Source organism: Microvirga sp. 17 mud 1-3 (assembly GCF_003151255.1).
Lineage (GTDB): Bacteria > Pseudomonadota > Alphaproteobacteria > Rhizobiales > Beijerinckiaceae > Microvirga.
Genome location: NZ_CP029481.1, coordinates 1,340,122 through 1,357,672, shown reverse-complemented (window position 1 = coordinate 1,357,672; position 17,551 = coordinate 1,340,122). Strand labels below are relative to the sequence as shown.

Sequence of the window (17,551 nt, the reverse complement as noted above, 5' to 3'; positions counted from 1 at the left end):
CGGGCGCCGGCACCTCCCATGCAGGGCATGGCTCACAGGGCGGGCGCCCCGGACGGACGAGGCTATCCGCCAGGCGCGATGCGCTGCGGATCGGTTTCGTCGAAGGAACCGGATCAGGGCTTTTTCAGAAGCGGCACCTCCGGCTCCTCGCGCTTCTTTTCGCCGGTTCGGCAATCCACGCTCATTGCGGCCGGAATGGTGGGCAGGATCTGACCATCGATCCCGGATACCTCACGCAGGATCTTCAGCTCGACCAGGGTCGCGAACTCGCTCACGTCCCGGACGGGCTGCATGAAGGCGCCGAGCCCGCCGATCACGCAATCCCGGTAATAGAGATCGAGCACATCCATGTCCCACATGGCCTCCGGATTCTTGATCATGACCGGAAGGCCGTTGATGGTGACCCCGGCGCCGACGACCTGATCCCGGGCATCGGTCACGGGCCGCCCGTCATTGTTGGTGCCGTCCCCCGAAACGTCGATGACCTTCCGGACCGTTTCGGGCTCGATCTCCCGCAGGAGACGGGCGCCGAAATCGAGCGCCGCCGAGATGGATGTGGTCGTTCCCCGGCGCGTAGGCTGGAAAGATAGTCTCTGGGCAAAGGTGCTCGCGGAATCCGGCCCGTCGATCACCGTCCATGGCACCACGATCGTCTGATCGTCCGAGGACGACCATTCCACGTATGTGACGGCGATGCGCCCGAGGATGCCCTGCTTGATGGCCTTATGGACCAAGGGCGACCTGAAGGCCTCCACGAAGCCGTCCCGTTGCAGCTTCTGCTCCTTGGGATCCATCGAGGAGGACACGTCTACGGCGATGACGAGGGCAAGATCGAGCCGTGGTTCGGCCTGCGCGGGCCGGACGAGAAGGCAGGTGGCGAGGAGGAGACACAAACGCAGGGATCGTGGCAAATGAAGCATTGCCGCCTCCGTTCAAGAGTGTCCCCAGCCCGAACGGACCTTTCCGGCCCCGTGGCCCGCACTGAGCTTGAACGGCAGGGAATGCCGCAGGTTCCGCCCGCAGGTGCGTGGATCTGCCTGCCGGGGGCCGGGCTGAAAGAAACATCCGCGCGTTTGCCGGCATCACCCCTTTCCTGCGGCGCGGCCCTGTCTCTCTGAGGCGTCCGTAAAGGGTACTCCTTTCGGACAGGACCGCCTCGTCGCTGTGTGTCTCAGGCGGCCAATCGGGCAGCGGCGGCCCTCAGAAACGATTTGGGCGCCCGAAGGCGCCCAACCGCCACAGAGATGTGCGTCAGCTCAGCCCTTGCGGGAACGGCGCTTGGCGTTGACCCGCTCCTTCAGGGACTTGGACTGCTCGAACTTCACGTTCTTGGAGGCGGCGATCTTGATGGCCTCGCCCGTCTGGGGGTTACGGCCCTTGCGCGCCTTGCGCTCGGCAAGCTTGAACTTGCCGAAACCGAAGATCGCGACCTCTTCGCCCTTGTGGACGGCGTCGGAGATGGACTCGAACACATGTTCGACGAGATCCCGCGCGAAGGTCTTCGTCAGCTCGTACTCCTGAGCGATCTGCTCGATAAGTTCGTTCTTGTTCATGGGTGTTCCTTCGATCCCAGAGGAAAGCCTGATAGATGAGCTTTCCCCGTAAGGTTAGCTCATTCGCCGCGTTTGCATGGGTCTAACCTCGGCGTCAAGCGGGTTTTTCTCGATTCGCAGCTCTCCGCAAGCCTCCGTTACGTCACTTATCTTGCGAGACAGCCCCAATACGCAGCCTCATCTGGAGCATGTGCAGTTCTCCGGCCGCTGTGCCGTTGCCCTGCCCGGAACCGTTCCGAGAGCGGACGGGGATCAAAGGTCGAGCTCGATCAGCACCGGCTGATGGTCCGACGCCTGCGAGCGCTGATCATAGGTCATGCTGCGCAGCCGGGGCACGAGATCCTCGGTCACGAACATGAAGTCGCAGCAATGGGGCTCGCCGTGCTGTTGCTCGTAGATGCAGAAGGACCATGGGTGGGCCTTCTCGCCATTGAGCGCCTGCCAGGCATCGACCAGCGCCGGAGCGCCGTTCTCGAAAGGGTCGGAGAGCCGCTTCTTTGCGCCATCCTCGTGGCGCATGTTGAAGTCGCCCGTCAGGACGGCCGACGACGTGACCGGGTGCCGGACATAGGTGCCGGCACCGTCCTCGCGAAGCGTGATGACCCGCTCGTGCGCCGTGCGGTGCGCCTCGCGGATCCCCTCCACCTGCGCCCGCCGCAGCTTGTCGGAGGAATATTCGAGATGGGTCGTCATGATCCGCAAGGGACCGGAGCCCGTCTCCACGGTCGCCTCGAGCACCAGGCGCGGCATGTTGCGGGTGGGGGCCGCCTCCCATGGCAGGGTGTAGCGCAGGACCTGCGTGACCGGGAGCCGCGAAAGGATCATGTTGCCGAAGCGGCGGCGCCCTCCGGCTTCGTCGGGAATGTCGAGCGCAACGCCTTCGACGGCCGTGTATCCGGGCAGCAGAGCCGCAAGGGCCGCGAACTGGTTGCTGCCGTCGTTGTTCTTAAGGGTATCGAAATTGTCCGAAACCTCCTGAAGACACAGCACGTCGAAATCGGCGATGCCGCGGGCCTCCGCGATGAGGCGTTCGAGATCGACGCGCCCGTCGATGCCGAGCCCCCACTGGATGTTCCAGGTGATGATCCTGAGCATGGATGTCCTGCGATTACTGCCCGACCTTGCTCAGGACGTCGGCTTTCAGGAAACGCTCGATGACGATCATGAACAGAACGGAGGGCACGAGAAGGATGAGAGCCGTGATGGAGGCAATCTGGTAATTGCCGCCCATGCTGGCGTTGTAAAGGAGAAGCGGCAGGGTTGTCACCTGCGGCACGCCCACGAAGAAGGTGCCGGTGAACTCGTCGAGGGATTCGAGGAAGACGAAGATGGCGCTCGCCATGATGCCGGGTGCCGCCAGCGGCAGCGTGATGGTGAAGAAGGTGCGCAGGGGCGACGCGCCGATGTTGCGCGCTGCCAGCTCCAGGTCCCTATCCACTGCCGCAAAGGCGGCCGCTGCAATCCACACGGAATAGACGAGCCCGTGGGCTGCATGGACCAGCACGACGCCGGGAATCGTCCCGGTCAGCCCGAGGCCGTAGAAGACCCGCGCCACGTTGATGTAGATCGCCACGGACGGGAAGGCCTGCGGCAGGAGGAACAGGATCATGAGGCCGGTCCGCCAGGGCAGCCTGAGGCGGGCGAGCGCATAGCCCGCCGGCACCGAAACCGCGAGCGCGACGACGACGGTCAGGCACGCGATGGCGACGCTGGTGGCGAGCGACGACATGGCATCGCCGGTCGGCCGGAAGACCACCTCCCAATAACGCATGCCGTAGGAGACCGGCAGCTTGAAGGGCGCATACCACCGCTCCGCCACTGACCAAAGTACAAGGTTGGCCAGGGGGCCGAACAGCAGGAAAGCGAAGAGCGCCAGCGCCAGCACCTTGAGGAGCGTGGAGCCGAATGCCCAGGTCCTTGCCGGCGCGGAGCGGCGCACGTCCGCCCTTCCCGCGTTTTTCAGGGGGAAGCTGCCTGTCGCGGGGGAAAGCACGGTCTTCCCGCTCATGCCTGCGCCTCCCGCCTCACATTGTGGCGCAGATAGATCCACGCGACCGTGCCGGCGATGATGTAGGAGATCACCCCAAGGGCGTTCGCGGTGGAGTAGTCCCCGTAGGAGTTGATGCGGAAGGCCATGTCGACGGTCAGCATGGTGGGCTGCGAGCCTGCCACCATCATCGGCACCGAGAGGACCGACAGCATGGTCACGAAGGACAGGACGAGGCCGACGAGGAGAGTCTGCGCGACCTGCGGCAGCACGAGCTCGATCAGGACGCGCAGGCGCGAGGCGCCGAGATTACGTCCCGCCTCGATGGTCGCCCGATCGATGGACGCCATGGCGCCGGCCAGCATGAGGGTTACGAAGGGCACCTGCTTCCAGACGAACGTGATGATGATGCCGCGCCAATCCAACAGGCTCGTGGCCTGGATCGGCTCGATGATCCCGAGAGCCACGAAGGAATTGTTCATGAGCCCGTTCTTCGCCAGGAAGGTGCGCATGCACTGGGCCGCCACGATGAACGGGATGAAGAGCGGCCAGCGATAGAGGTTGCGCAGCACAGAGACCAGCCACGGCGTCTCGCTCAAGGTGAGGATGCCGGCGATCGCGATGGAAAAAAGCGCCGTCAGAAGCGTCGAGACGATGACGATGAACAGGGTGAAGAGAATGTCGGTGGAATAAAGCTCGTAGGCCTTATGGAAGGACGCGAGGGACGCCCCGCCGTCCGGCCCCGCGAAGGCGGAGACGAGCGAAAATCCCAGTGGGTACAGGAACAGCACCCCGATCATCGCCAGAGCCGGGGCGATGAGCAGAAGGCCGAAGAAGGAAGGTCGTGCCATGGTCGAGCAACATCCCGGTTTCGGCAGAAAGCCGGAGCCGAATGGCCACGGGCGGCCCAGAAGGCCGCCCGTGGCGTGAACAGGATCAGTTCGCGACCTTCTTCTCGTAGGATTCGAGAATGTCGTTGAAGTACGGACCGATGGGGAACGGCTTGCCGTTGGACGAGAGCGCATCCGGCGGGATGTCGGCGAAGAGCTGATTCCACACGGCCTGGTCGAGCTTGCCTTCCAGGTTCTTGGCGTCGATGCCCGGATACCAGTTGAACCGCTTCACGATGCCCTCGGCCTGCACGTCGGGGCTGGTCGCGAGCGCGATGAACTCGGTCGCCAGCTTATCCTGCGCGGTCTTCGCCGGGACGGCGTAGTACATGGGCTGCCCGGGCATGCCGGGCGACACGAGCTTCAGGCGCATGTTCGGCGGAAGCTTGCCCTCGGCCTTCCAGGTATAAAACATGTCGACCCAGACGGGCCCCATGGCGATCTCGCCGCGGTTGAGCATGTCGAGGGTGCCGGCATTGCCGGGCGTGATCACGACGTTCTTGTTGAACTCCTTCAGGTCGGCCAGGGACTTGTCCCAGGCAGCCTTCTCGGCCGCATCGTACGGGCCCTTCTCCAGCTTCGCAGCGTCACCGCCGAAGGCCGCGACCCACCCGGTCACGAAGGCGACGCCGGACATGCCGCCCTTGATGCCGTTATAGCCGAACTGCTTCGGGTTCTTCTTCACCCAGTCGCGCAGCTCCACATAGCTGTTCGGCACGTCCTTGATGAGGTCCGGGTTGTACGCAATGGCGGTCTGCGAATGGAACATGGGCATGACGTAGCCGGAGACGTCCGTGCCAAGGGAGTTCGTCGCCGTGTCGCGGGTCACGAGCTTCCCGGTGGGGAGGCTGTCGCGGTACTTCTTGAGCAGGTTCTCCTGCACCATGGTGCCGGCCGCCTTCTGGTGAATCACGACCACGTCGAAATCCGCGGGCGCGCCGGCCTTGTTCTGCGCCTCCAGCTTTTCGTAGATCTTCTGGGATCCGCCGTCGCCCGGCCCTGTGCCGACAGCCACGACCTTGACGCCCGGATGCTGCTTCTCGAAGAGCGGGCCGAGATAATCCTTGATGTAGTCGACCATGTTCTGGTCGCCCGCGGTGGCGACATTGAGCGTCTGCGCACTGGCGCTACTCGTCATCAGAAGCGCCGCGAAGCCCGCGGCGTAAAGAGCCTTACGCATGAATTCCTCCCTTGGATTGTTCGGTGGGGAACAGGTGTAACGACGCCACCGGCAGCCTCAGGCCGACGGGGCGGTCGACGTCGTGGTAGCGGTCGTCCGTCACGGTAAAATGACGGTCGCCGATCGCGACCACGTACCTGTAGTGTCCGCCGGGATACGTTCTCTGCGTAATTGTCCCGGGCAGAACGATGGAATCCTCGACCCACGCATCGGGATCGTCGAGGGACGCGACATCGTCGCGGAAATAGGCCGTGACGGCGCCGACCGGCACGTCGCCCCCATAGGGCATGGAACGCCCGTCCCGGGTGCTGATCTCGACGCGGTCACCCGCGGGCCGGATATCGAGCGCAATGGTGTTCTCGGCGCCCATGAAGCTCGCCACGAAAGGCGAATTAGGCCGGTCGTAGACCTCCTTCGGAGATCCCACCTGGGCGATATGGCCCGCATCCATCACGACGATCCGGTCCGCCATGGTCATGGCCTCTTCCCGGTCGTGCGTGACGTGGATTGCCGTGAAGCCGAGCCGGGACTGGAGCGCCTTGATTTCCGAGCGGAGCTGGATTCGCACCTTCGCGTCGAGGTTCGACAGGGGCTCGTCGAGCAGAAGGATCTCCGGCTCGATGGCCAGCGCCCGGCCCAGGGCCACCCGCTGGCGCTGGCCGCCGGACAGGTTGGTCACCTTCCGGCCCTCGAGGCCGGTCAGGTTGAGCATCTTGAGGACGGCGGCGACCCGGGTCCGGATCTCCTCCTTGGCGACGCCGCGCAGGCGAAGGCCGTAGCCCACATTGCCCAGCACGGTCATGTGCGGCCAGAGGGCATAGGATTGGAACATCATGGCCATGCCGCGCTTCTCGGGCGGCACATCGACCACGTCGCGCCCGAAGAGGCGGATGGCGCCTCCCGAGGCTTTCTGGAATCCCGCGATGGTGCGAAGCAGCGTGGTCTTCCCGCATCCGGAGGAGCCCAGGATGGCGATGAACTCTCCCGGCGCGACCGAGAGGCTGACCCCGTGGAGCACCGGCTGGCTGCCGTAGCTCACTTGCAGATGATCGACCTCGATCGCGGGCAAGACATTATTGTCCACGGCCTCACTTCCCTCCCTGTCGGCGCTTTTCGCGTCCTTATGGGATGAGACAATCACATTTAAATGACACTGGAAAGCCTGCGATCAGAAAGGGATCGCAATTTTAGCCGGCTAGGCCTTGCCCTTCCGGACGAGAGGCACGGCGCGGCCCGGATCAGACGCTCCGCCCACGCGCGTCCACCGACCAGAGGGACGGCTCGCCCTCCGGGTCATAGACCGCCAGACGGTTGAAGAGGTTGACCACAGGGCAGGCGTGATTGGGGTAAATGAGCATCCGGGTCCCGACCGGAAGGGTTCCGCCCCGCCTCTCCACGAAGCCATGCTCCTCCGAAAGGCGCACCACCGGAAGACGGCTCGCCCGGTCGTCGAACGTGGAGGCGAGGCCGAAGCCGGCCCCTCCCGAGCTATGCGCTCCAAGATCTGAGGTCAGCGCCTTCGAGCCGGCATCGACGATGTAATAATCCTCGTTGGCGCTCACGATAGTCGCGACCACCGCAAGGGCGATGTCGTCATGGGTGGCGATCCCGAGCCGGACGGCGGTCAGGTCGAGGAAGACGTAGTTTCCGGGCCTGATCTCGTCGATGCCCGCAAAGGTCTCCGACGAGAAGACCGTGGGCGTGGACCCGACCGAGATCTTCGCGTCCGGCAGGCCGAGGCCCGTCAGGCGCTCCCTCGCGAGGAGCATGAGGCGCCGCTCTTCCGCGGCGACCTCGCCGATCTGATCGCGCCCCGTGCGGCCATAGGCGTGACCCGCATGGGACACGAGGCCGTCGAAGATGAGCGCGGAAGAACGCTTGAGAATTTCGGCAAGCCCCTCCAGAGCGGGCGATTCCGCCGCGATGCCGCAGCGGTGCAGCCCCACGTCGATCTTGATGCGCACGGGAACGCTGCGCCCCGCGGCCTGCGCGGCTTTTTCGACAGCCGTAAGCCCTTCCCGGCTGTCCGCGATGAAGGTGACCGAGGCTCGGTTGCAATCGGCTGCTCGAAGGAGAGGGATGATGCGCTCGGGATCGATGACCGGATAGGCGACCAGCACGTCCTTGAAGCCCGCGCGGACGAAGATCTCCGCCTCGCTGGGCTTCGAGGCCGTCAGCCCCTCGGCGCCGTGCTCGTGCTGAAGTGCGGCCAGCTCGATCGATTTATGCGTCTTCACGTGAGGGCGCAGGCGGATGCCCGCTTCGGTCGCGATGGCCGCTCCTCGGCGGATGTTGCGGAGAAGCCTCTCCTTCTGGACCAGAACGTAAGGCGTCTTCAGGTCCGGCAGATCTGCCCAATCCATGGAATTCATCGGTCTTCGCGGCCTCCCCCATTCCGTTTCCGTATCGCAGTTCGGCGCCGGACCGGAACTGCGAAAGAGGCGTGTCCTCCGTGCGGCTGCGGATTACATCTTTCTTGCGGTGAGGATGAACCGGTCATGAAGCCAGGTCCGCAGCCAGTCATGCGGGCCGGCGATGCGCCGCTGGGCACGCTGGATGCGCCGGTAGCTGCTGCACGCCACATCCGTGAAGCCCGCCTCCTCGGCAATCCCCTTGAGGCGCGCGAAGGTCAGGCCATCCCGGAAGGGCAGTTGCTCCAGGATCGCGGTATGCTGCTGCGCCAGGGGGGGATCCCGGTGGAGATCGGGACCCGTCAGTTTTTCGAGCAGGGTCATCGCCCGCTTTGCCAGGCGACCCTGCCAGGGCTGGTTCACGAAATCCCCGTCGAAGATCAGGAGACGCCCGCCGGGCCGGAGCACCCGGTGCCAGTCCCGAAGAGCCGCTTCGGGGTTCGTCAGCGTCCAGACGAGATGGCGGCACACGACCGCATCGTAGGTATCATCAGGCTCCAGGGTGCCCTCGGCATCGCCCAGCAGGAACCGGGCCCGCGTATTCCCCCGGTGCTTCGCCTGGGAGCGCTCGATCATGGCTTCCGAGAAATCGATCCCGGTAACGTTGTGGCCGAGGTCGAGCAGGACGCCGGTCACCTCTCCGGTTCCCGAGGCGAGCTCCAGCACGTCGAGGGGAGCCTCGCCGAAATGGTCCCGGATCTCAGCCGCCCAGGCGTCGTGCTCGGGTCCCTTCGGGATCCGGTGCCCGAAGGCACGGTCGAAGGTTTCGGCACGCTTCGACCAATAGCTGCGGATGTCTTCCTTCAGGGACCAGTTGGTGGAGGGGTGCAGGGTGCTCGTCATTCGGCGGCTCGCAGGGATGAAAGATAGGGTTCGACGAGGAGCGATCCGCGGGTGGACCGCTCGAGATGAAGGCCGACGCGGTAGGCCTCGGCCGTGGCGTGCTTGCGCAGGGTGTCCTCCGGCTCTCCCTCCTCGGCGATCCGCCCTTCCTTCAGGACGAGAAGACGGTCGGCGAAGCGGGCCGCCAGGGACAGGTCATGCAGGGCCACGAGGGTGATCATGGACCGCTCGCGGGTCACGCGGAGGACGGTCTGAAGGACCTCGAGCTGACGGCGCACGTCAAGCGCGCTCGTCGGCTCGTCGAGAAGAAGCACGTCGGGCTCGCGCACGAGCGCCTGGGCTATGCCGACGAGCTGCCTCTGGCCTCCGGACAGGGCGCCAATGGGACGCTGGCTCAGGGCCTCGAGTTCAAGGCTCCCCAGGACGTTCTGGACCATGCGCAGATCGCACAGGCCCGCGCGCAGGTTGAAGCCGCCCGTCAGGCTCTTGCGGGCCAGAAGGACGACCTCGAACACCGTCAGGGCGGCGCGCGCCGACAGGTCCTGCGCCAGGTGGAAGACCCGGCGGCTGCGCTCGCTGTCCTTGAAGGTCGCGAGATCCTGCGCGTCCAGGACGATGCGCCCGCTTTGCGGCTTCGCGGTGCCCGAGAAGCACCGGAACAGGGTCGATTTTCCCGAGCCGTTCGGTCCGACGAGCGCCGTCAGGGCGCCGCGCTCCAGAGGCCCGGCCGCAAGCCCGCTCAGGACCGCGTGCGGACCGTAGGAAAAGCTGAGGTCGTCGATCAGGAGGGACACGGCATCAGGCTCCTCGGCTTCGGATCGAGAGAATGAGGCTGATGAAGAACGGGACGCCGATGAGGCTCGTGATCATCCCGATGGGATAGATGATGCCCGGCGTCACGGCCTTCGACAGGGTCGAGGCCAGGGACAGGATGATGGCACTTGTGGCAGCCGACAGGGGCAGGAAGAAGCGCTGATCCTCCCCGATGGCGAGGCGGGCGATGTGGGGACCCACGAGCCCGACGAAACCGATGGCGCCGACGAAGGCCACCGAGATTGCCGCGAGCAGCGACACCAGGGCCAGGATTTCCAGGCGGAGACGGTCGACCTTGATGCCCATGCTCTCGGCGCGTTCGTCGCCCAGGCGCAGGGCCGTGAGCGCCCAGCCGCGCGCCAACATCCAGGGCAGCGCGATACCTAGCGCAACGACGCAGATTCCGATCTTTTCGAAGCTCGCGCGGCTCAGGCTGCCCATGATCCAGAAGACGATCTGCTGAAGCTGCGTCTCATTTGAGCGGTACTGGATGAGGGCGAGGAGCGCGTTGCACGTGAAGAGAAGCGCGATGCCGACGAGCACCATGGTCTCGGCGCTCACGCCCCGCAGCTTGGTCAGGCCGAACAGGGCAAGGCACGCCATGAGGGCGAACACGAAGGCGTTCGTCGTAATCGCGATGGTCCCGCCGACGGGGAGCAGAACCCAGCCGAACGCGATGGCGAGCGACGCGCCGACGCTCGCGGCCGCCGACACGCCGAGGGTGAACGGGTCGGCGAGTGGGTTGTTGAGGATGGTCTGCATGGCAGCGCCCGCGAGGCCGAGCATCGCACCGACCAGCACCGCCATAAGGGCGATGGGCAGGCGCAGATCGAACACCACCAGTCGAAGCCGCGCATCGGCCGCGGACGGGTCGATGAGCGCGGAGATCACCTGGCCGAGCGTTGCCGGGCCCGGGCCCACGGCGAGGTCGGTCACGAAGGCGGCCAGGAGCGCCACCAGTCCCAGGCCGAAGAGGCCGAGGCGCCGGCGCGTAGCGCGCCGGTAGCCCGCGACCGCCGTGAGCGCGATGCTCGTCATTTCATCGTGGCCCAGAAAAGGCCCGAGGTCTCGACCGGCAGGAACTTCGCGTGGAGCTCCGTCCAGGTTGCCTGCGGATCGACATCCTTGAACCGGTCGGGATGAAGCATCTTGGCCACGGCCTGGACGGCTACGAACGAATAGGGCGAGTTGTAGAACTGATGGTAGAGCACCATCACGTGCTTCTCGCGCACGGCCCGGAGCAGGGACAGGCCCGGCCGCGCCGTCAGGGTCTTGAGGCTCGCCTGGACCTTCTCGTCCGTGGCCTCGTAACCCATGGGCGCCGCGGTGCTGCTCGGGATGGCCTCGGACCAGTTCGCGCCGGTCATCAGGTAGAAATCAGGATCGTCGGCGATGACCTTCTCGACATTGACGTCGCCGCCGCTCGTGGAGCTGAAGAAGCGGCTTCCCCAATTGCGGCCACCGGCCTCCTCGACGAACTTGCCGAAGTTGGTGGCGCCCCAGGTGGAGCAGCAATTGTTGGGGTTATAGCCGGCCGCGCGCTCCATGAACACGAGCGGACGGTCCTTCTCCTTGAGATTGCCGACGCGCGTATAGACGAGGCGGATCTGGCGTAGATAGAAATCCGCGAAGGCGAGCGCCTCCTTCTCCCGGTCCATGATGCGTCCGAGGAGAATGAGGCTCGGCACGGTGTTCTGGCTCGGATCCTCGCGCCAGTCGATGAACACGACCGGGATACCGGCCTTCTCGAGCTTCGCGATGGTTCCTGATTCCTGGGCCTTGAAGTAGTTGCCGAGATCGAGCACCACCACGTCCGCATCGAGCGCCAGCACCTTCTCGACGCTGAAATCGCTCGTATAGGGATTGCCGAAATCCGCGATCTTCTCGGCCTCCGGGAACTTGGCGCGGTACTTGCGCCATGCGTCCGGATCGTTGACCTTCAGGTCATCACGCCAGCCGACGACCCGCTTGAAGGGGTTGTCCCTTTCGAGCACGGCCAGCCCATAGAGCTGGCGGCCCTCGCCCAGGATCATGCGCTGCACGCCCTTCTTGACCCGCACCGTGCGGCCCGCGAGATCCGTGACCTCGACGGTCTCGGCCGTTTGGGCATGGGCCGGAGAGATCGCGGACACCGACCACAAGAGGCTGGCGGTGGCGAAGAAGGCGAGAAGGAAAAGGAAAGGGAAGCGCGCGGTCGCAGAACCGTTCTCGCGCCGTCTGAAGCTCGGCATCGGCTGTCCTCATGGATCCTGGGGGTCAAGGCCCCGGGTTGAGTGTCACGCCCTTGGCGTCGCGGCACCGCTAAGACTAAAATTTACAAAAATCAATTATAAATCAATAACTTAGAACACTTCTTATCTGGCTCTACTTTGGAATTCTTCTCGATAGGCCCGACATCGCGAGCCACTTCAAAGCGATAGTCCTGTCCGCACTGCATCCTCTTCCGCTCGGGCTCGGCACTCGCCGACAGGGAGAAGGGCCCGCCCTGATAGCGACGCGCAATGGGTTGAAATCGCGCTGATCGAAAGCGGCCGTGCGGACGAAGCAGCCATCATGGCCATGTCGGCGCTTGACTCCTCCGGAGGTCTTGCCGAGATATGGGCCATGGTCGAGAAGGACACCCATATTGTCGCCCGGTTGGCCGGCATCCCCACGGCGGGGTGCCGGGATGTCGACCACGCGAACTGAACACGCGGATCGCCAGCCTTGGCCTCGCCCCTCACGGACGAGGTCTTTCCGCATTGAAACGTGCCTCGTCCTCCTTTCGTTATGGAGATCAACATGGCACAGAATATCTACGACAATCCCGAATTCTTCGCTGGCTACAGCCAGTTGCCGCGACAGGTGAAAGGCCTGGACGGTGCGCCCGAATGGCCTGCGATCCGGGCCATGCTGCCCGCGCTCACCGGAAAGCGCGTGGCGGATCTGGGCTGCGGGTTCGGCTGGGCTTCACGCTGGATGCGCACGCAGGGCGCGGCCTCGGTTCTCGGGCTCGACCTGTCTGAAAACATGGTTGCACGCGCTACGGCCGATACCTCGGACCCGGCTATCGACTATCGGATCGCCGATCTCGAGACGCTGGAACTGCCCGAGGCGGCTTTCGACCTCGTCTACAGCGCCCTCACCTTTCATTATGTCGAGGATTTTGGCCGTCTCACGCGCATGATTCACAATGCGCTGGTTCCGGGCGGAGATCTGGTTTTCACGATCGAGCATCCGATCTTCATGGCTGCGGCGCATCCGCATTGGATTGCGGCTGAAGACGGCCGCAAGACCTGGCCGGTCAACGGCTACTCGATGGAGGGCGAGCGCCGCACGGATTGGTTCGCCAGGGGCGTGCTGAAGTATCACCGGACGCTCGGCACGACGCTCAACACGCTGATCGATTCAGGCTTCACGTTGCGCCGGATCGAGGAATTCGCGCCGACGCACGAACAGATTGAGCAATGGCCCGACCTGGCCGAAGAACTGGAGCGGCCGATGATGCTCCTCGTCTCCGCGCAAAAGACAGAAGCGCGTTAAGAGGGCGCCGCGGCATGGCCGTCCGGATCATGCGGGAATGGCGCATGGCAACCCATGCGCCATCCACATATTGACATGCCCGGCCGCATCCCTACCATATCTAGCGAAGGTTCTTCCGAGTCGCACGGGCTCGGAGGCTAAGAGGGAACTCGGTGCGATACCGAGGCTGCCCCCGCAACTGTAAGCGGCGAGCATCTGTCGAACGAACCACTGGCGTGGACGCGCCGGGAAGGACGACAGCGGCACTGACCCGCGAGCCAGGAGACCTGCCTTCGCGTTTCGATCGTCACGGGCGGGGTGCCCCGTTGGATCGCAATCCGATGGCGGCGTCCCTCTGCGTCCGTAATCCTGATCTGCGCTCCTTCGGCCCACTCCCCTGCTTCAAAGGGGTTGCCGAATGTCTCTGTCCACTCACCCAATGCCGGCGCATCTGCCGGCCTCTGCACCGCCGTTCACCGCACCGGAATACCGACTCATCCGCCGCGACGGCAGCGTGACGCCCTTCGACCAGAACAAGATCGCTGTGGCACTCACCAAGGCGTTCCTGGCCGTCGAGGGCTCGTCCGCGGCCGCCTCGCGCCGCATCCACGAAACGGTCGCGGAGCTCACGGACCGGGTCGTCACGGCGCTCCTGCGCCGGGCGGATTCGGGCCGGACCTTCCACATCGAGGAGGTTCAGGACCAGGTGGAACTCGCACTCATGCGCGCCGAGCACCAGAAGGTGGCCCGCGCCTATGTCCTCTACCGGGAGGAGCGCGCCCGCGAGCGGCAGCGAGCGCAGGCCCCCTCCCCGGCTCCGCGCCTGACGATCCGCCAGCCCGATGGGAGCACGGCCCCCTTGGATCTTGATGCCCTCAAGCGAGCCATCGAGGCTGCCTGTGCAGGGCTCGAAGGCGTCTCGGCGGAGCCGATCTTTCAGGAGACCCTGCGCAATCTCTATGACGGGATCACAAGCGAGGAATTCGCCCTGGCGCAAATCATGGCGGCCCGCACTCTCATCGAGCAGGAGCCGAACTATTCCTTCGTCAGCGCACGGCTCCTCCTCGGCAAGCTGAAGCGCGAAGCCTTTTCGGCCACGGGCTTCGTCCGGGAGACACCCGACTACGCCGCCTACTTTCCGGCCTTCGTTCGGACCGGCATCGAGGCCGGCCTGCTCGATCCTGAGCTTGCCCGCTTCGATCTTGCCCGCCTCGCCCGGGCGCTCAGGCCCGCGCGGGACGACCTGTTCCAGTTCCTCGGCCTTCAGACCCTCTACGACCGCTATTTCCTCCACCGGGACGACATCCGTTTCGAGATGCCCCAGGCCTTCTTCATGCGCGTCGCCATGGGGCTCGCGATCCGCGAGGTGGACCGGGAGGAGCACGCCATCGCGTTCTACGAGTTGCTGTCGTCCTTCGACTTCATGTGCTCCACCCCGACCCTCTTCAATGCGGGCACACCGCGGCCGCAGCTCTCCTCCTGCTTCCTCACGTCGGTTCCCGACGATCTGGACGGGATCTTCAAGGCCATCAAGGACAACGCGCTCCTGTCCAAATATGCCGGCGGTCTTGGCAATTCCTGGACGCGCGTGCGCGGCCTCGGCGCCCATATCCGCGGCACGAACGGCCGATCCCAGGGCATCGTGCCCTTCCTGAAGGTCGCAAACGACACGGCCATTGCCGTGAATCAGGGCGGCAAGCGCAAGGGCGCAGTCTGCGCCTATCTCGAAACCTGGCACATCGACATCGAGGAATTCCTCGACCTGCGCAAAAACACCGGCGACGAACGCCGCCGCACCCATGACATGAACACCGCGAACTGGATTCCGGATCTGTTCATGCAGCGGGTTCTGGAGGACGGGGACTGGACGCTGTTCTCGCCAGACGAAGTGCCCCATCTCCACGACCTCTACGGGACCGCCTTCGCGGAAGCCTACCGGGTCGCCGAGGAGCGCGCCGCACGAGGCGAGATCAAGGTCTGGAAGCGCCTGCGCGCCATCGAATTATGGCGGCGGATGCTGACCATGCTGTTCGAGACCGGGCACCCCTGGATCACCTTCAAGGACCCGTGCAACCTCCGCTCGCCCCAGGGCCATGTCGGGGTCGTGCATTCCTCCAACCTGTGCACGGAAATCACCCTCAACACCTCCGACGACGAGGTGGCAGTGTGCAATCTCGGCTCGGTGAATCTCGCCAACCACGTGACGCCGCAGGGGCTCGACCACGACCGCCTCGCCCGGACGGTGCGGACCGCCATGCGGATGCTCGACAACGTGATCGATGTGAACTTCTACACCATTCCGGAGGCGCGCCGCTCCAACCTGCGCCATCGCCCGGTCGGCCTCGGCCTCATGGGCTACCAGGACGCACTCTACGCCCTGCGTCTGCCGGTGGGATCGGATGCGGCCGTCGCCTTCGCGGACGAGAGCATGGAGGCCATCGGCTATCATGCCATCGCGGCCTCCTGCGACCTTGCGGCCGAGCGGGGGCGCTATCCGAGCTTCGAGGGATCCCTCTGGTCCCAGGGCGTCCTGCCCATCGACTCGCTCGAACGCCTCGCCGAGGCGCGGGGCGGTCTCGACCTCGACCGCTCCTCGCGGCTTGACTGGGCGAGCCTGCGCGAGCGCGTCAGAACCGTCGGCATGCGCAATTCCAATGTGATGGCCATCGCGCCGACCGCGACCATCTCCAACATCTGCGGCGTGTCCCAGTCCATCGAGCCCACCTTCCGCAATCTCTACGTGAAGGCCAACATGTCGGGGGATTTCACGGTCATCAACCCGGCCCTGGTCCGCGACCTGAAGGAGCGGGGTCTCTGGGACGAGGTGATGATCTCTGACCTGAAATATTTCGACGGAAGCCTCAGCCGGATCGACCGCATCCCGGACGACCTCAAGGCGCTCTATGCGACCGCCTTCGAAATCGACTCATCCTGGCTGATCGAGGCTGCGGCCCGGCGCCAGAAATGGATCGACCAGGCACAGTCCCTGAACCTCTACATCGCCACCCCGAACGGACGCGCTCTCGACGCCATGTACAAGCTGGCGTGGCACCGTGGCCTCAAGACCACCTATTACCTGCGCGCCACGGCCGCGACCCATGTGGAGAAGTCGACCCTGACGGCGACGGACGGCAGCCTGAATGCCGTGCGCATCACGCCTGCCCCGGTTCCGTCTCCGGAGGCGCTTGCCTGTTCCATCGACAACCCGGATTGCGAGGCCTGCCAGTAAGGCGGCGCCTTTCTCTTGCTCTCATTCCCCGAAAGGACAGCCATGCTCGACCTGGCAGACACCCGCGCAGCCGCGCCCGCCTCTCTTACGCCCACGGGACTTGGCGACATCGACCGCCAGGGGCGGCGCGTCACTGTCGACGACAAGGCGATGATCAATTGCCGCGCCGACGTGAACCAGCTCCTCCCCCTGAAATACAAATGGGCATGGGAGAAATATCTTGCCGCCTGCAACAACCATTGGATGCCGACCGAAGTCTCCATGCATGCGGACATCGCCCTCTGGAAGGCCAAGGACGGGCTGACAGAAGACGAAAGACGCATGATCAAGCGCAATCTCGGCTTCTTCGCGGCTTCCGAATCCCTCGTGGCCAACAACATTGTGCTCGCCATCTATAGGCACCTCACGAACCCCGAATGCCGGCAATACCTGCTGCGTCAGGCCTTCGAGGAGGCGGTCCATACGCATACATTCCAATACATCGTCGAGAGCCTCGGCCTCGACGAGGGTGAGTTGTTCAATATGTACCGGGAGGTCCCGTCGATCACCGACAAGGCCGCCTGGGCGCTCCGGCACACCCGCCATCTCGACGATCCGTCATTCGGCACCGGCACGCCGGAGCGCGACCGGGATTTCCTGCGCGACCTCGTGGCGTTCTACGTGGTGTTCGAGGGGATGTGGTTCTACACGGGCTTTGCGCAGATCCTGGCCCTGGGGCGGCGCAACAAGATGGTCGGCATTGCCGAGCAGTATCAGTACATCCTGCGCGACGAGAGCCTGCATCTGAATTTCGGGATCGACGTGATCAACCAGATCAGGGCCGAGAACCCGCATCTCTGGACGACGGAATTCCAGGACGAGATCCGGGGAATGCTCACCGAGGCGGCGGAGCTCGAGGCGGCCTACGGTCGGGACACCATGCCGCGCGGATTCCTGGGCCTCAACGCGGCCCAGTGCGAGCAGTACATGCATTTCATCGCCAACCGGCGATGCGCCCAGCTCGGCCTCGCGCCGGTCTTTGCGCCGACCGAGAACCCCTTCCCGTGGATGTCGGAGGCCATGGACCTGAAGAAGGAGAAGAACTTCTTCGAGACCCGGGTCATCGACTACCAGAACGGCGGCTCCCTGGCCTGGGATTGAAAAC

Annotated in this window: 16 protein-coding genes and 1 riboswitch; of the genes, 4 read left to right on the top strand and 12 right to left on the bottom strand. The window is 64.7% G+C overall.

All coding sequences use genetic code 11. The features are described 5' to 3' along the window. Positions 1-113: 113 nt before the first annotated feature. The 12 genes from C4E04_RS06305 to C4E04_RS06250 form a co-directional block, all read right to left on the bottom strand. Positions 114-920 (bottom strand): DUF1194 domain-containing protein, encoded by an 807-nt coding sequence (locus tag C4E04_RS06305; protein WP_109595989.1) that lies wholly within the window; start codon positions 918-920, stop codon positions 114-116. A gap of 336 nt (positions 921-1,256) precedes the next feature. Beyond that, entirely contained in the window at positions 1,257-1,553 is a 297-nt protein-coding gene (locus C4E04_RS06300) for an HU family DNA-binding protein (protein WP_109595988.1), read from the bottom strand. Positions 1,554-1,805: 252 nt separating this feature from the next. Further along, positions 1,806-2,648: an endonuclease/exonuclease/phosphatase family protein gene (locus C4E04_RS06295; RefSeq protein ID WP_109595987.1), complete on the bottom strand. Its 843-nt coding sequence runs from the start codon at positions 2,646-2,648 to the stop codon at positions 1,806-1,808. A gap of 13 nt (positions 2,649-2,661) precedes the next feature. Beyond that, a complete protein-coding gene (locus tag C4E04_RS06290; protein WP_109595986.1) occupies positions 2,662-3,561 on the bottom strand; it encodes an ABC transporter permease in 900 nt (299 codons plus the stop codon). Next, positions 3,558-4,391: an ABC transporter permease gene (locus C4E04_RS06285; protein WP_109595985.1), complete on the bottom strand. Its 834-nt coding sequence runs from the start codon at positions 4,389-4,391 to the stop codon at positions 3,558-3,560. Before C4E04_RS06285 ends, C4E04_RS06290 begins: the two co-directional genes overlap by 4 nt. A gap of 85 nt (positions 4,392-4,476) precedes the next feature. After that, positions 4,477-5,610 (bottom strand): extracellular solute-binding protein, encoded by a 1,134-nt coding sequence (locus C4E04_RS06280; protein WP_109595984.1) that lies wholly within the window; start codon positions 5,608-5,610, stop codon positions 4,477-4,479. Next, positions 5,603-6,694 carry an ABC transporter ATP-binding protein gene (locus C4E04_RS06275; RefSeq protein ID WP_245416254.1) on the bottom strand — a complete coding sequence of 364 codons (1,092 nt, stop codon included), beginning with the start codon at positions 6,692-6,694 and terminating at the stop codon, positions 5,603-5,605. Before C4E04_RS06275 ends, C4E04_RS06280 begins: the two co-directional genes overlap by 8 nt. Positions 6,695-6,848: 154 nt before the next feature. Continuing rightward, complete coding sequence (locus tag C4E04_RS06270; protein ID WP_162559297.1) at positions 6,849-7,973, bottom strand: alanine racemase; 1,125 nt, start codon at positions 7,971-7,973, stop codon at positions 6,849-6,851. A gap of 102 nt (positions 7,974-8,075) precedes the next feature. Continuing rightward, entirely contained in the window at positions 8,076-8,864 is a 789-nt protein-coding gene (locus C4E04_RS06265) for a class I SAM-dependent methyltransferase (protein WP_109595982.1), read from the bottom strand. Next, complete coding sequence (locus C4E04_RS06260) at positions 8,861-9,658, bottom strand: ABC transporter ATP-binding protein (RefSeq protein WP_109595981.1); 798 nt, start codon at positions 9,656-9,658, stop codon at positions 8,861-8,863. Before C4E04_RS06260 ends, C4E04_RS06265 begins: the two co-directional genes overlap by 4 nt. A gap of 4 nt (positions 9,659-9,662) precedes the next feature. Next, entirely contained in the window at positions 9,663-10,715 is a 1,053-nt protein-coding gene (locus C4E04_RS06255) for an iron ABC transporter permease (RefSeq protein WP_109595980.1), read from the bottom strand. Next, entirely contained in the window at positions 10,712-11,908 is a 1,197-nt protein-coding gene (locus C4E04_RS06250) for an ABC transporter substrate-binding protein (protein WP_109595979.1), read from the bottom strand. The genes C4E04_RS06255 and C4E04_RS06250 overlap by 4 nt, the downstream gene beginning before the upstream one ends. A gap of 328 nt (positions 11,909-12,236) precedes the next feature. Here C4E04_RS06250 and C4E04_RS21550 point away from each other — a divergent pair, with 328 nt between their 5' ends. The 4 genes from C4E04_RS21550 (at position 12,237) to C4E04_RS06235 (ending at position 17,547) form a co-directional block, all read left to right on the top strand. Further along, positions 12,237-12,365, top strand: a complete 129-nt coding sequence (locus C4E04_RS21550; protein WP_256385776.1) for a hypothetical protein — start codon at positions 12,237-12,239, stop codon at positions 12,363-12,365. 93 nt (positions 12,366-12,458) lie between these two features. Next, the gene (locus tag C4E04_RS06245; protein ID WP_109600843.1) at positions 12,459-13,199 is read left to right on the top strand and encodes a bifunctional 2-polyprenyl-6-hydroxyphenol methylase/3-demethylubiquinol 3-O-methyltransferase UbiG; all 741 of its coding nucleotides are present in this window, start codon (positions 12,459-12,461) and stop codon (positions 13,197-13,199) included. A gap of 90 nt (positions 13,200-13,289) precedes the next feature. Next, positions 13,290-13,488, top strand: a riboswitch (cobalamin riboswitch). Between the two features lie 108 nt (positions 13,489-13,596). Continuing rightward, positions 13,597-16,407 carry a ribonucleoside-diphosphate reductase subunit alpha gene (locus C4E04_RS06240; protein WP_109595978.1) on the top strand — a complete coding sequence of 937 codons (2,811 nt, stop codon included), beginning with the start codon at positions 13,597-13,599 and terminating at the stop codon, positions 16,405-16,407. Positions 16,408-16,449: 42 nt separating this feature from the next. Continuing rightward, positions 16,450-17,547: a ribonucleotide-diphosphate reductase subunit beta gene (locus tag C4E04_RS06235; RefSeq protein WP_109595977.1), complete on the top strand. Its 1,098-nt coding sequence runs from the start codon at positions 16,450-16,452 to the stop codon at positions 17,545-17,547. Positions 17,548-17,551 lie beyond the last annotated feature (4 nt).